At 72.1% G+C, this 14,991-nt stretch carries 11 protein-coding genes; 10 read left to right on the top strand and 1 reads right to left on the bottom strand.

Annotated features, from left to right (window positions below; genetic code table 11):
• Positions 1-36: 36 nt before the first annotated feature.
• Both ACYVOO_RS21120 and ACYVOO_RS21115 read left to right on the top strand, forming a co-directional pair.
• Positions 37-654, top strand: coding sequence for a hypothetical protein (locus ACYVOO_RS21120; RefSeq protein ID WP_461017214.1), 618 nt, complete (start codon positions 37-39; stop codon positions 652-654).
• Positions 655-748: 94 nt separating this feature from the next.
• Positions 749-1,339 carry a TetR/AcrR family transcriptional regulator gene (locus tag ACYVOO_RS21115; protein ID WP_461017213.1) on the top strand — a complete coding sequence of 197 codons (591 nt, stop codon included), beginning with the start codon at positions 749-751 and terminating at the stop codon, positions 1,337-1,339.
• A 33-nt stretch (positions 1,340-1,372) separates the two neighbouring features.
• On the opposite strand, the gene ACYVOO_RS21110 is transcribed toward ACYVOO_RS21115, so the two are convergent.
• Positions 1,373-2,401 carry an SMP-30/gluconolactonase/LRE family protein gene (locus ACYVOO_RS21110; RefSeq protein WP_461017212.1) on the bottom strand — a complete coding sequence of 343 codons (1,029 nt, stop codon included), beginning with the start codon at positions 2,399-2,401 and terminating at the stop codon, positions 1,373-1,375.
• 272 nt (positions 2,402-2,673) lie between these two features.
• Here ACYVOO_RS21110 and ACYVOO_RS21105 point away from each other — a divergent pair, with 272 nt between their 5' ends.
• The 8 genes from ACYVOO_RS21105 to ACYVOO_RS21070 all read left to right on the top strand — a co-directional run bounded on the left by ACYVOO_RS21105 (position 2,674) and on the right by ACYVOO_RS21070 (position 14,989).
• A complete protein-coding gene (locus tag ACYVOO_RS21105; protein ID WP_461017211.1) occupies positions 2,674-4,497 on the top strand; it encodes a flavin-containing monooxygenase in 1,824 nt (607 codons plus the stop codon).
• Positions 4,498-4,703: 206 nt separating this feature from the next.
• Complete coding sequence (locus ACYVOO_RS21100; protein ID WP_461017210.1) at positions 4,704-5,732, top strand: zinc-binding dehydrogenase; 1,029 nt, start codon at positions 4,704-4,706, stop codon at positions 5,730-5,732.
• 57 nt (positions 5,733-5,789) lie between these two features.
• Positions 5,790-6,632, top strand: a complete 843-nt coding sequence (locus ACYVOO_RS21095) for an NAD(P)H-binding protein (protein ID WP_461017209.1) — start codon at positions 5,790-5,792, stop codon at positions 6,630-6,632.
• 151 nt (positions 6,633-6,783) lie between these two features.
• Complete coding sequence (locus tag ACYVOO_RS21090; RefSeq protein ID WP_461017208.1) at positions 6,784-8,304, top strand: HAL/PAL/TAL family ammonia-lyase; 1,521 nt, start codon at positions 6,784-6,786, stop codon at positions 8,302-8,304.
• Positions 8,305-8,371: 67 nt separating this feature from the next.
• A complete protein-coding gene (locus ACYVOO_RS21085) occupies positions 8,372-10,105 on the top strand; it encodes an O-methyltransferase (RefSeq protein ID WP_461017207.1) in 1,734 nt (577 codons plus the stop codon).
• The gene (locus ACYVOO_RS21080; RefSeq protein ID WP_461017206.1) at positions 10,102-12,546 is read left to right on the top strand and encodes an SDR family NAD(P)-dependent oxidoreductase; all 2,445 of its coding nucleotides are present in this window, start codon (positions 10,102-10,104) and stop codon (positions 12,544-12,546) included. Before ACYVOO_RS21085 ends, ACYVOO_RS21080 begins: the two co-directional genes overlap by 4 nt.
• Positions 12,543-13,610: a methyltransferase gene (locus ACYVOO_RS21075; protein ID WP_461017205.1), complete on the top strand. Its 1,068-nt coding sequence runs from the start codon at positions 12,543-12,545 to the stop codon at positions 13,608-13,610. Before ACYVOO_RS21080 ends, ACYVOO_RS21075 begins: the two co-directional genes overlap by 4 nt.
• 65 nt (positions 13,611-13,675) lie before the next feature.
• Positions 13,676-14,989 carry a WS/DGAT domain-containing protein gene (locus tag ACYVOO_RS21070; protein WP_461017204.1) on the top strand — a complete coding sequence of 438 codons (1,314 nt, stop codon included), beginning with the start codon at positions 13,676-13,678 and terminating at the stop codon, positions 14,987-14,989.
• Positions 14,990-14,991: the final 2 nt, after the last annotated feature.

The raw sequence follows: 14,991 nt of genomic DNA, 5'->3' as shown, positions 1-14,991 counted from the left end.
CGTCGAGTTCCGGCGGACTCCCGGCAGGAGGATCCCGTGACACAGACGGCTCGACGGGGCTCGGCGTCCGGGGAGGGCGGGCCGGACGCCGCCGAGAAGCTGGCCCTGCTCAAGTGGCACCTCGACCGCTACGACCGGCTCCGGGTCTCCACCGCGTCCCGCGCGGCGGTGGTGCTCAGCGCCGGAGCGATCCTGTCGGCGGGCGACGCGGTCCTTCTCACCCGGCTTCTGGAAGGGACCGACCCGCACCTCGACAGCCGGCTGGCGCTCGTCTTCGGCCTGGGCCTGCTGGGCAGCATCGGCCTTCTCGTCCTTTCGCTGGTCCACGCCACCGGTGTCCTGGTCACGCTCAAGGCCAGTCGGGACGTCTCCGCCGACATGCGTGATCTGCCGTCCGGGCTGATCTTCAACGACTCCGACACCGTGCGCGAGCTGGCCACATTCGACGACTTCAAGGCCACCGTCGACACGCAGGACTACCCGGCGATGGTGCGGGCCGTGCAGGTGGAACTGTGGATCGGCATCCGCCAGCACCGGCACCGCTATCTGCGTCTCCGCGCCGCAGCGCGCATGCTCCGCTGGGCGGCGGCGGTCTTCCTCCTCTCGGCCGGGGCCTTCGTCGTCACCGTCCTGGCCCATGCCGCGACGCGATGACGTGTCACGTCGCGGCACGCCCGGGCTCCGGCGGCGCTGGGGCTCCGGCACGGCGGGCGGGCCGCTACGCGGTGGGCGCGGCTACCCTTCGAGGGTGACACGACACCCCACCTCGACGAACGCGCGGCGGCCCGCGAACCACGGTCCGAAGGCCGCGGCGCGAAACCGGGCAGCCCTGATCGCCGCAGCCCGGGAGATCTACGCCGAGCACGGCCTGGACGCCCCGCTCTCCGCGATCGCGCGCCGGGCCGGGGTCGGGCAGGGCGTGCTGTACCGGCACTTTCCCGACCGGGCCGCCGTGGCGAGCGCGGTGCTGGAGGAGAACGTGCTCCAGATCGAGCAGGCGGCCACGGCGGAGGACGCGACCCTCGCGGGCGTCCTCGGCGTGCTGACCTGGCATCTGACGGAGTCGGCCGCCTTCATCAGCCTTCTGCACACCGACGGCGCCGGGCGCTCCGGCACCCGTGAGTACGCCATGGCGCTGTCGGGGCGGGTCGAGCGCGCCCTGCGGGGGCATGTGCCGGACGGCCACCCGCTGGGCGGGGAGGGCGACCTCATGCTCGCCGTCGCCATGGTCTCCGGTGCCGTCAACGGCCCCACCCGTGACGAGCGCGAGCGCCGCGCGCTGGCGGCCTGGCGGCTGCTCGGTGTCGGGGTGGGACCGGTGCGGCCTTTCGGCGGGTGAGTGCGGCACATGTGCCGGGGGCGGGGGGCGGTGTCAGCCGCCGTTGGACTGCCGGGTGCCTTCCGCCAGCGCGTCGAAGGTGTAGAGGTATCCCCCCGCGGGTCCGCTGACGGTCATGTACGCCTTGGTCCCGCCGGGTGTGATCGCCACGTTCGTCGCCGACTCCAGCCCCTTGGCCCCTGCGGGCACCTCGACCGTCGCCAAGCGCTTGCCGTGCTTGTCGTACACGGCCATCGCGGGCCTGCCGTGCAGTGCCTGGTAGAGGTTGCCGTCCGCGTCGACGGCGATCGAGTCGGTCTGGGCGAGCCCGCCGTCGACGCGGACGGCGGTGTGCCGGGACGTCACCGCGCCCTTGCCGTCGAGGCGCAGGTAGGAGATCCGGTTCTGGGTGAGTTCGCTGATCCACAGCCCCCGGTAGTCCGCGTCGAAGGAGACACCGTTCGTCGCGGCCAGTTCCCCGGCCAGGACGGTGGCCTTCTCGCCGTCGCGGCCGATCCGCACCACGCGGCCGTGCTCCTCATTCTCGGTCAGACCGCGTGAGTCGCTGACGTACAGGTTGCCCTCCTTGTCGAAGGCGATGTCGTCGGGGTTCATCTGTGCTCCGTCGACCTCGCCGGAGAAGAAGGTCCGCCGGTCGCCGCCGTCCGGGGCGAGGCTGACGATCTCGCCGTGTGCGTAGTCGGTGAGGTAGAGCCGTCCGTCGTGCGGGCTGAACTGCGCGGAGGTGTAGGCCCCGCGGTCGTCGGTGTGGACCTGCCGTGACGTCTTCTTCGCGACGTCCACGCGCAGCACCTTCGGCTCGCCCGGGGGCGCGGTGACATCGACGACGAACAGGTCGCCGTCCTCGCCGAACGTCGGGCCCTCCAGCAGGGTCATCCCGGTCCCTTCGTGGACCTTCGTCAACTGCATGACCTTGTGCGCGCGGAGGGTCCTGCCCTCGCCGGCCGCGCCGGTGGAGGCCGCCGCGTCGCCGGAGACGGCGGTCTCCGTCCCGCATCCGGTGAGGGCGAGCATGCCTGCCGCGGCGAGCACGGCAAGGGATCGCATCGGGCGTCGTCTCATGAGGGGGCACCTTCCTGTCCGCCGTGTGCGGGTGGCGCGGCCGGGAGCGGAGCGGCGGGCCCGCGCCGGAGGGCGCGGGCGCGCGTCGTGTCCGGGTGCCGCGGTGCACCCACGCTGCAACCGGACAGCAGTGTCCGGTCCTTGCTACCGTAGCGGACGACCACGCGTACGGGGCAGCCCGCACGACACTCGGCGTCACTCGCGCACGCCCGCACGCGACCCCCACCGCAGCGGATCCCGCAAGCGGATCCACCACAGGAGAGAGGCCCCGCATGACAGCTCCTCACGTGCCGACCCCCGCCGAACTCGCCGCACTGAGAGAGCGCTACCGCCTCGAACGCGAGCGGCGCGTCCGGCCCGACGGGCACCGCCAGTACCGCGACACCGACGCCGAGTTCGGCTACTACGCCGCGGACCCGTACGCGGAGGAGCCCGCCGCGCGCGAGCCGCTGCGTGACACGGTCGACGTCGCCGTGGTCGGCGGCGGCTTCGGCGGCATCCTCGCCGGGGCGCGGCTGCGGCAGCGGGATGTGGAGCGCGTCCGCGTCGTGGAGAAGGGCGGCGACTTCGGCGGCACGTGGTACTGGAACCGTTACCCCGGCATCCACTGCGACGTCGAGTCGCACGTGTATCTGCCCATGCTGGACGAGACCGGATACGTACCGGAGTGGAAGTACGCCCCGGGCGAGGAGATCCGCCGCCACGCGGTACGCATCGCGCGGCAGTACGACCTCTACTCCGGGGCCCTGTTCTCCACCGGTGTCACCTCGCTGACGTGGGACGAGGCATCCGAGACCTGGATCGTGGCCACCGACCGAGGCGACGCGTTCCGCGCCACGTACGTCGTCACCGCGACCGGCACCCTCTCCGAGCCGAAGCTCCCCGGCATACCCGGGATCGAGGACTTCGCGGGGCACACCTTCCACACCTCGCGGTGGGACTACGCCTACACCGGCGGCACCCCGGACGGCGGCATGACCGGCCTCACGCACAAGCGCGTGGGCATCGTCGGCACCGGGGCCACCGGGATCCAGGTCATTCCGATGCTGGCCGAGGACGCGGCACACGTCTACGTCTTCCAGCGCACACCCTCCACCGTGGATGTGCGCGGCAACCGCCGCACCACGGTGCAGGACGTGGGCGCCGACCGCGAAGGGTGGGCGCACGAGCGCCGCGAGAACTACCTCCGCATCGTCTCCGGCGAGAGCGTCGAGGAGGATCTCGTGGCGGACCAGTGGACGGTCTCCGCCGGTCTCCTGGAGAAGCTGCTGCCGAGCTTCCGGCGCCCGAGCTTCAAACGCCCGGCCGACAGGGAGGAGTTCGAGGCCGCCTACGAGACCGCCGACGCCGCGAAGATGAACGAGCTGCGCACCCGCGTCGAGCGGGACGTGACCGACCCGGGCACGGCGGAGAAGCTCAAGCCCTGGTACCGGTACGCCTGCAAGCGTCCCACCTTCTCCGACAAGTACTACCCGGCGTTCAACCGCGACAACGTCACCCTCGTCGACACCGCCGACACCCACGGCATCGGGCGCGTCACCGGGAACGGTGTGGTGGTCGGCGACACCACGTACGAGCTGGACTGCCTGATCTTCGCCACGGGGTTCTCCGTCGGGACCTCCGGGATCCACTCCGGCAAGCTCCCCGTCCACGGCCGGGGCGGCGCCCGGCTTCTGGAGACGTGGGCGCGGCAGGGACCGCGCACCCTGCACGGCTTCACCAGCAACGGCTTCCCCAACCTCATCCAGATGGGGTCGCTCCAGAACGCCAGCAGCGTCAACTTCACCCACATCCTGGACGAGCAGGCCGTCCACGCCGCCGCCCTCGTCGCGGGCGCCGAGACGAAGGGCGCGGTCATCGAACCGTCCCGCGAGACCGAGGACGCCTGGCTCGCCACCCTCGCCGAGGACGCACCCGACCACGAGTGGTTCCACGCCGAGTGCACCCCCGGCTACTACAACCGCGAGGGCCGCGGCAGGCCGAACGGCCCCATCGCCTACCCCTACGGCGCCGTCGCCTTCCATGAGCTGCTGAGGCGGTGGCGCGAGGAGTCCATGGGCGAGGTCCTCCAGGCCAGGACCGTCGCCGGGCCTTAGCATCAGGGGACTTTCACCGCCTTCACGCCGCCGGGCGCCCATCTCCCTTCTCCGGTCCTGCGCCGCCTGCTCGTATGGAAGTGCGGACTGGCAAGGGAGTTCCCCCCTCCACCGCACAGCCAGCGGAGATTCCCACCGCCGTTCGCGCGCAGTCCGAGCACACGCCCAGGACCGAGCGCCACCGAAGAGGGAGAGAGGGTGCGAACATGCTCGCGGTCGTCCGGGAGACATCGGGACGGGTACGTGTGGCGCAGGTCGCCGACCCTGTGCCGACGGCCCCCGGAGACGCCGTGGTACGCGTCGTGCTGGCCGCGGTGTGCGGCACCGATCTGTGGGGCTTCCGTGGTTTTCCCGCTGTGCCGCCAGGGCCGCGCGCGGGCCACGAGTTCGTCGGGGTGGTGGAGGACACCAGCCGCGATGTCCGGACGCTGCGCCGCGGGGACGTGGTACTCGCCCCCTTCTGGTGGGCCGACGGCACATGCCGGGCGTGTCAGGAGGGGCTGCCAAGCTCCTGCCCGCGGGGCGGCATGTGGGGCGGCGAACACGACGGTGGCCAAGGGGAAGCAGTCCAGGTGCCGTTCGCGGACGCGACGCTGGTACGCCTGCCTCTGACCGAGGACGACGAGCGGCTTCCCGCCGTGCTCACCTTGGCGGACACCATGGTCACGGGGACGCACGCCGCACTGTCGGCGGGCGTCGCACCGGGGTCGTCGGTGGCCGTGATCGGAGACGGGGCTGTGGGTCTGTGTGCCGTGCTGGCGGCGCGGCGCGCGGGGGCCGAGCAGGTCGTGCTGCTCGGCCGGCACGCCGAACGGGTCGCGCTCGGCGAGGAGTTCGGGGCGACCGATGTGGTGCGGGAGGCGGACGAGGCGGGACGGGCCGAGGTCCGCGAGCTGAGCGGCGGACACGGCACCCGGTGCGTCCTGGAGTGTGTGGGCACGCAGCAGGCGGTGGACACGGCGCTGGACGTGGTCGCGGACGGGGGAGCCATCGCGCTCGTGGGTGCTCCGCACGGCGCCTTGAACGACCTCTCGCCCGTCTTCCTCCGCAACCTCACCGTCAGCGGTGGTCTCGCCCCGGCCCGGGCTCTGATCCCACCACTCCTCGACGATGTGCTCTCCGGCCGTCTCGACCCCTCCCCGGTCTTCGATCTGACCGTGCGCCTCGACGAGGCACCCGAGGCGTACGAGGCCATGGCCTCGCGTACCGCGCTCAAGGCACTGATCCGCAGATAGGTGTCACCTTCCGGGGCGTCGTACGAGTGACCGTGCCAACAGGGAGCGTGGACGAGGATGGCTGTTCTGATCACATGTGCTTCGGGGTCGCTCGGCCGGGCCACCGCGCACAGCCTGGCCTCGACGGGGCTGCACGTCGTTCCCGCCGCCCGCGAACCCAAGCGCATCCCCTCGGCCGGTGCGGGGAAGGAGCAGCCGCGCTGTGTGGACTACGACGCGCCCGAGGGGTTCGCCGCGGCCTTGCGCGGTGTCACCCACGTGCTCCTGATCGCACCTCCCGCCGACCCCCTGGGATACCGGCGGGTCGTCCCCTTCATCGAGGCCGCCGTGGCCGCGGACGTGCGGCACCTCGTCATCAACTCCGCCGTCCAGTCAGGGCACGACGAGGAATTCTCCCTGCGCCGTATCGAGCGGGCCGCGGAGACCTCGGGCTGTGCGTGGACGCATATCCGCTCGCAGTGGTACATGAGCAGTCTCACCAGCGGGGTCTTCGCCGAGATGGTGCGGACGGGAGAACTCGCGCTGCCGATGGGTGCGGGACGTACGGCCGTCGTGGACGTGCGGGACGTCGCCGACGTGATCGCCCGGGTCCTGACCGAGCCGACCGCACACGCGGGCGCGGTCCACACGGTCACCGGCCCCGAGGCACTGGACTGGCACACGATCGCGGACCTGTGCACGCGCTGTCTCGGCCACGCGGTGCGGTACCGGCCCGTGAGGGAGGACGAGTACCGCCGGGGGAGCCGTGCGGCGGGCATACCGGACAGCGCCGTGGACATGCTGCTGGGCCTGTTCGCCTCCACCCGCACCGGCCACGCGGCACGCGTCACCTCGACCGTGCGGCGGCTGACCGGCCACGCGCCCCGCACCTTGCGGCAGTGCCTCACCGAGACCGGCTGACCTCGTCCCCGGCGCTCCGCCGTACACGGTTCCGCGCCCGCATGCGCGCGAACACGCCGTTCCGCCCACCGGCCCTGACGTGCCTGTACGCGTCCGCACACGCCCGAAATACCCGACATCCCGAGTACGAGGAAGCCCAAGGAGTCACCGCATGCCGTCGGCCACCACCCCCGCCTCGCAGTCCGTGGATATTTCCGGCGCGCCACTGGAGCTCGCGCATCTGGAGCGCGCGGCCACTCCGGTCGACGTGCACATCGACGCCGCCGTACGGGAACGGGTCACGGCTTGCCGGGACTTCGTCGGCAGCTCTCTCGACGAGGGCTGCCCGGTCTACGGGGCGACCACCGGCTTCGGCCCGCTGGTCACGTTCAGCGGGCGGGAGAACCCCGCCGAACAGTGCGACAACGCCCTGGCACACCTGGGCGCGGGGCAGGGGCGGGACCTGGACCCCGCGGTGGTGCGCGCCGCGATGCTCGTCCGGCTGCGTTCCCTGTGCCAGGCACGGTCGGGGGTGTCCCCCGAGGTCGTGGACGCGCTGGCCGCGGCGCTGGGCACGGACTTCTGTCCCTCGGTGCCCCGGCTGGGGTCCCTGGGCGCCAGTGGCGATCTGATCCCCCTGTCGTACATGGCACGCGCGCTGCGGGGTGAGGGCCACGCCTATACGGGCGGCGAACGACTGCCGGCGGACACGGCGTTGGACCGCTGCGGGCTGCCCCCGGTGGAGCTGGACGGGAGGGACGCGCTCGCGCTGGTCAACGGGACTTCGCTGACCGCCGCCGCAGCCGGTCTCGCCGCCGCCGCCCTCCTGCGTGCCCGTACCGGCGCCGTGTTGCTGTCCGCGCTGCTCACCGACGTGCTGGGCTGTTCCCCCGCCTTCCTCGAACCCGAGTTGCTGGCGGTCTTCGGGCACGGGGACGTGGTCCGCGTCGGCGCCGAGCTGCGCAGCCGTCTGGAGGGCCTGGTCCCTTCGGGCAACCGGGCGTTGCAGGAGCCCTACAGCATCCGCTGCACCCCGCAACTGATCGGGGCCGCCCACTCGGCCCTGGCCTACGCCGCCGGTGTCGTACGCGACGACTTCAACGGCGTCAGCGACAACCCGCTGTTCTTCGCCGAACAGGACCTGGTGGCGCACGGCGGCAACTTTTTCGGTCAGCCGGTCGCCTTCGCCTCCGACCTGTTGTCGACGTCGGCCACGCAACTGGGCAACCTCGCCGAACGGCAACTGGACCTGCTGATCGACCCCCGCCGCAACGGAGGTCTGCCGCCCATGCTGGCCACTCAGCCGGGACGGCAGCACGCGTTGCAGGGCGTGCAGCTCGGGGCCACCGCGATGGTGGCGGAGATGCGCCGCTCGGCCACACCGGCCTCGATGCAGAGCCTGCCCACCAACTGGCACAACCAGGACGTCGTCCCGCTCGGCACCCAGGCCGCGCTCAACGCGCTCGACCAGGCGCACCTGCTGCGTCTGCTGCACGGTTCGCTCGCGGTGGCCTTGCGCCAGGCCGTCCACGCAGGCGGCCGCGCGCCGACCGCGCCCCGCTGCGCCGGTCTGTTCGACTCGCTGGCCGGCCTCGTTCCCCCCGTGGACCCGGACCGCCCGCTGGAGGAGGACGTGCGCCGCGCCGCCGACCTCCTCGACCGCATGGGCGAGCGGGCATCCACCGCGGCGTGACACCGGACGCTCACCGCGCGCTGCCCCGTCGGACCGCTGTCGGCCGTTCACACTCCAAGGAGACCCCATGCCCGCACACCACCCCGGACTCGCCCTCCCGCGCCTCGCGACCACCCCGGCGGTGACGCGAAACCGGGGAAGCACAGGGACCTGCCACCGGCTGCCACCGGCCGGCCGGTTCGCGTCCGTCGCCCCCCTGCTGCTCGACATGCCCGGAGCGCCGTCCACCGCGTGTACCGGCCCCCCGGCGCGGCACCGTGGTACGGCCGACGCGGACCTGGAGCTGCTGCTGCGGGCTGCCGAGGGGAACCGGGCCGACCGGCTGCTGCCCCCGGAGGATCCGGACGCCCGAGCCCGCTACCGCTGGATCGTGGGTCACCACGCTGCCTTCGCGGTATGGCAGATGCACATCCGCGTTCTGAAGGCCGTCGCCGAGACGCCCGAGCCGTCCCAGCACACCGTCCGTCTCGCGGCACACCTGTACGACGTGTATTCCGTGCTGTTCCTGTACACCGGAAGCTGCTCGGCCGAACGGTACGCCGCCACCGTGCGCGCCGACATGATGGCGTGCGACGTGGCCTTCAGCGGCGAATGGGCCCGCGACCACCTGCCCATTCCCCCGCTGCTGCGCCGGATCCGTGACCGGCACCCCGCGTCCCTGGTCGACGAGGTGGCCGAGGCCGCCAAGCACAACCACCGGGTGCACATGGCGGTGGCGAAGAAGCTCGTGCCCGACGGTGCCTCGCTGCTCCAAGAGGCGGGCCGCCGCTCCGGTGGCGCCCCTTCGGAGGACGAACTCGCCCTGTACGACAGCTACTTCCGCGTCCGGCGCACCCCGGTGTGCCGCGGTTTCTTCACCGCGCAGCTCACCCGGCTGCTCGCCCAGTGCCTGTGCGACATCGCCGTCCACGGGCTCAACGACGCGGACGCCGCCCCGGCCAGGCTCGGCACCCAGCAGAACGCGAGCATCGAACGGCTCGAACGCGAAGCGGTCGGCATCCTCACCGGGCTCGCCGCCTGGCTGTCCTCCCCCACCGCACCGAACCAGCCCTCCACGGCCGCTCCGGCCCCGGAGGAAGGAGCCCGTATGAGCACCGCCGACGACATCAAGACCGTGTCCATGACCCCTCCGCTCTACGACTACCTGCTCGCGCAGGCCGAGCCGCCCACTCCCGTCCAGACCCGGTTGATCGACCACACCCGCGCCCTGGGCGGGCCCGCCGAGATGCAGATTCCACACGAGCAGGGCGTCTTCCTCACTCTCCTGGTCCGTCTGACGCGGGCCCGGGAGATCGTCGAAGTGGGCACCTTCACCGGGTACTCCACGCTCGCCCTCGCTCTGGGGCAGCCGGCGGACGGGCGGGTGGTCACCTGCGACACCTCCGAGGAGTGGACCGGAATCGCCCGCGATGCCTGGCAGGCCGCCGGGGTGGCCGAACGCATCGAGGTACGGCTCGGCCCCGCCGCCGACACGCTGCGGGAACTTCCCGACCGGCAGTGGATCGACATGGCTTTCATCGACGCGGACAAGCCCGGCTACCGCGACTACTGGGAGGAGCTGGTGCCCCGGATGCGGCCCGGCGGGCTGCTGCTGGCCGACAACGTGCTGTACGGGGGAGAAGCCGCCGACCCCGAACCCACCGGCAACGCTTGGGCCATCAGGACCTTCAACGAGCATGTGCGCGACGACGACCGGGTGGAGGCCGTCATGCTGCCACTCGCCGACGGCCTCACCCTCGCCCGCAAGCGCGATACCCCGCGCCCGGGCCGCACACGGTCCGTAACGGAGAAGACCTCATGACCGCGCCCGGCCGAGGCGGCCCGCGCATCGCACCCCATGCGCCCACCGGCCGCACCGCGGTGATCGACTGCCGGACCGGCGAGCGCACCAGCTACGGACAGCTGGCCGAGGCCGTCGACGGGTTCGCGAACGCGCTGGTGCGCCGTGGCCTGCGTCCCGGGGAAACCGTCGCACTCGTCCTGGACAACAGCGCGGTCTTCGCCGCCGCCTACCACGGCACCCTGCGGGCGGGAGGAACCGTACAGCCTCTCGACCCCCTCGCTCCGCCGGCCATGTGGGCCCAGGCCATGGACGCGGCCCAGGCCCGATGGCTGGTGGCCCCCAGCGCCGTCCGGCAGCGACTGAACCGGCTGGCTCCGCCCCGCTCGGCCCGGCGCACCGTGCTGGTCGACGCGGACGGCGACGGCGACGGCGACGGCGGTCCGGGGCAAGGGCCGATCGGCTGGAGCCGTCTGATCGCGGAAGAACACCAGTCGGTGACCCTGCCCGACGCCACTCCCGACACGGTGGCCCTGCTCGCCTCCTCCAGCGGCACCGGGGGCCGCACCAAGCAGGTGGCCGTCACCCGGCGCAACCTGGCGGTCAACCTGGAGCAGATCCACAGCCGACACCACCTGAGCGACACGGACGTGGTCATGGCCGTCACTCCCTGGCGGCACATCTACGGGATGCAGATGGCGATGAACCACACGCTGCACGCCGGAGGCACCCTCGTCGTCTGCGGCCCGCCATTCCGCTTCGAGGAGTTCCTCCAGGCCGCCGAGGAGCACCGCGCCTCCCTCGCCTACCTGGTGCCCGACATCATCGGACGGCTGGCCTCCGAACCAGCCGTGGACCAGCACGATCTCAGCGCCCTGCGCGCCGTGTTCTCCGGCGGCGCGCCGCTGCCCCCGTCGGTGGCACGGGAGTGTGCCCGTCGCCTGGACGTCCCCGTCCTCCAGGGATACGGCATGACCGAGGCAGGCTGCACCCATCTGACCGGCGACGGGACACACGCCCCGCCAGGCTCGGTGGGGCGGCCCCTGCCGGACACCGAGACGCGCATCGCTGAACCTGACACCGGCCGCGCCCAACTGGTGGGAACCGAGGGTGAGTTGTGGGTCCGTGGTCCGCAGATCAGCTCCGGCTGCCTGGAGGGCACCTCCGGTACGGTCGCATCGCTCACCACGGACGGCTGGCTGCGCACCGGGGATCTGGCCCGCGTCGACGCGGACGGGAACTGCACCATCACCGGCCGCCGCAAGGAACTGATCAAGTACAAGGGGCACCAGGTGGCGCCCGCCGACCTCGAAGCCGTTCTGCTCACTCACCCCGCCGTGGCCGACGCGGCCGTCGTGGGCGTCCCGGACCCGGCACGCGGTGAACTTCCCAAGGCATACGTCGTGCTCCACCGCGACATCCCGCTGAACGACCTCGTCGACTACACGAGCGCCCGTGTGCCGCCCCATATGCGGGTGCGGCTGATCGAGCAGGCGCAGGCCCTGCCGCGGAACGCCGCGGGCAAACTGCTGCGCCGCGACCTCGCGCCCGCCCGCGAACCGGCCGCCACCGCCGAACCTTCCGGACCTTCCGGACCGGTGCAACCCTCCGAGGAGCTGCCCGTCCGGCCCCTGGACGGCCGTACCGTCCTCATCACCGGCGCGGGCCGGGGCCTGGGCCGCTTCCTCGCCGACGCGTTCGCCGACGCCGGGGCCCGCCTCGTACTGACCGGCCGCGACCCGGGGACGCTGGCCGAGGCGGAAGCCGCACTCGAAGCACGCGGCACACCCGTCCTGACCGTACCCGCGGACCTCACCGACCCCGCCGCGATGCCCAAGGCGGTCGAATGCGCCAAGGACACCTTCGGCACCCTCGACATCCTGGTCAACAACGCCGGAGTGCCCGGCCCTCACGGCCCCCTGTGGGAGGTGGATCCCGAGGAGTGGCAGCACACGATGGACGTCAACGTCGTCGGCACCGCGCGCGCCTGCGGAGCCGCGCTGCCCACCCTGGCCACGGGGCGCGGCGGGCGCGTCATCAACATCGCCAGCGAGGCAGGCCGACACCGCTGGCCGCACGCTTCCGCCTACTCCGTCTCCAAGGCCGCCGTCATCAAGCTCACCGAGAACCTCGCGGCCGAACTCCGTCCTCACGGCATCCCGGTGTTCAGCTTTGATCCCGGTCTGCTGGACCTCGGCCTGATCCGCGACCACCTCGACCACCATCCGACCGGCGATCCCTGGACCGACCGTATCGGGGAGTGGATTCTCACCCAACGCGACGAGGGCCGTTTCACCCCGCCCGAGCATGCGGCCCACGCCCTGCTGCGGCTGGCGGACGGCGACGCCGACCACCTGTCCGGGCACTACATCACCCCGGACACGGAACTCTCACCTGCCGGGCAGCAACAGGCGGGGACAGGAACGGACCAGCAGCACCCCACGGAAAGGACACCACGATGAGTTCCGCCCCCGCCCCCGCCCCCGCCTCGGACACGGACCCGGTCCCGGTCCCGGTCCCGGAGCAGCAGAAGATCATGGAGCTGGCCTCCGGCCTGTGGGTCTCCAAGACCCTTTCCACCGCTTTGGACATCGGTCTGTTCGATGCCCTCGCCGACAAGCCCGGCAGCACCGTCACCGAACTCGCCGCACGCCTCGGCCTCGACCGGCGTCCCGTCCGCTCTCTGACGACCGCCTGCGCCGCCCTCGGTCTGCTCGCCAAAAAGGACGAGCGGTGCTTCAACACCCCCTTGTCCGCTCGGTATCTGGTCCGCGCCGCCCCCGACTACTTCGGCGGCTGGGTGGAGATGCTGGAGCGGCACGACTACCCCGGCTGGATGCGCCTGTCCGACGCGTTGCGCACCAACAGGCCCACAGCATGGGACCCCGACCACCAGCAGTCGCTGTTCGACGACGCGAATCCGGCCGTCCTGGAGACCTTCTGGGAGGCACTCTTCTCGGTCTCCACCGTCACGGCCCGGCAATGCGCGCGGCACGTGGACCTCGGCGACGCGACGGCCCTCCTCGATGTCGGCGGCGGAGGCGCCGCCTGGGACATCGAACTGTGCCGTATCCATCCCGGCCTGCGAGCAGCCGTCTTCGACCTCCCCTTCGTCTGCCGGCTCACCGAAACGAAGATCGAGAAGGCGGGCCTGGGCAGCCGTATCTCCACCGTCTCCGGCGATTTCTTCGCCGATGAACTCCCCTCCGGCTACGACACCGTCCTGCTCTCGTCGATCCTGCACGACTGGGACGCGTCAGCGAACCAGGCCATCCTCCGCGCATGCTTCGCGGCCCTCCCTCGGGGCGGACGACTCGTCATCGCCGAACTCTTCGTCGACGACACCGAGGACGGCCCCCTCGACGCCGCCCTGATGGGGCTGGCCATGCAGGTGGAGACGTGGGGCCATGGCATCACCAGCCGGGAACTCACCGACTGGCTCGGCCGGACCGGCTTCACCGGCATGCGCAGGGAACACTTCACCGCGCCCACCGCCAACGGAGTCGTGATCGCTCACAAACCCTGACACCGCCTTCTCACTGAGGTGCCCCGGCTCCTCCCCTCCTCCCTCCCTCTTCCGGGCAGGCCCCCATGACACACAGCACTCCTTCTCCCGCTCCTCCCGCTTCTCCCGCTGACCTCGCGGTGGACGTCCTCACCCGCACCTTCCTCCGGCTGGAACAGCACGCCCCGGAACCCTCGGACATGTACTACGGGTTCCTGCTGCGCATGGCAGGCACGGCGCCTTCCCTGGCGGCCCTGCGCCGGCACATCGCCCCGAAGCTCACCGCCCTGCCCGCCCTCACCCACCGCCTCCTCCTGGACGGCGACCAGGTCCGCTGGAAGCCAGACCCCGGCTTCGACCTCACCCACCATGTGCGTGCCCTGCCCCCCGGCCCCGCCACGCCACTCACCGCCCAGACTCTCCTGGCCTCCGGGCCCGACGAGACCAGGCCCCGCTGGCACCTGTGGCTGCGTCCCGGACCGACGGGAAACGGCTGGGCCCTGTACTACCTCGCGCACCACGCCGTACACGACGCCACTGCCATGCTGCACACCCTGCGCGTGCTCCTCGACGACACCACGCCCCCGCCCCCGGCCACGGAACCGGCGGGCTCCCGGCGTCGGGGCCCCCTGTTCTTCCTGCTCCCTGACGTGCTGCGCACCTGTCAGCCGGCACCCCCGTGCCGCCCTCGGACCGAGTCCGGCGCGACACGGCACGCCCTCGCCCATGACTCCGTCGATGTGGCCGGTCTGCGCGAGACGGCCCGAAGTGCGGGAGTCACCACCAACCAGGTTCACCTCGCCGCGATGGGACAGGCCCTGGCCTCGTGGCCGCCGGACTCTCCGACCCGCACACCCCCGCGCTCCGAGCGGCGCCCGGCCTGGGCCCTGATGCCCGTCGAATTCCGCCCCCGCGGACCCCAGGAGCCGCAGCCCGGCGGAGGAAACAGGTTCGGGTTGGTCCGGCTGCCCCTCCCCGGAGCCCTCCCGCGCTCCGCACGGCAGCTCCGTGCCGCTACCGCGCCCGCCCGCAGGAAGCGCGTCAACCGCCGCAAACAAGCCCTGCGATCCCTCATGGAGGACACACCCGGCAGGATCGCGGAGTGGCTGCTGGCCCGCGTCACAGATCCCCGACGCAGCGCTCTGACCATCTCCAACGTGCACGTGCCGCGCCCCATGTCCGCGCTCGGGACCCCCGTCGAAGAGATCGTCGCCATCCCCTGGCTCCCCCCTGGACACACCTGCTTCAGCCTCCTTGTGAGCTACAACGGCAAAGCCGCCCTCTCCGTCCTCACCCGCTCGGCCGCTCCGCACCCCCGGCACCTCACAGACGGCTGGAGGCGCGCTGTCGACGCTCTGCGGTCGCTGGAGCGGTCGGCGGGCCCGGGGGCACGAAGCTGAGG

The sequence above is a fragment of the Streptomyces daliensis genome (genome assembly GCF_054782395.1).
This window is presented reverse-complemented; position numbering and strand designations above follow the sequence as displayed.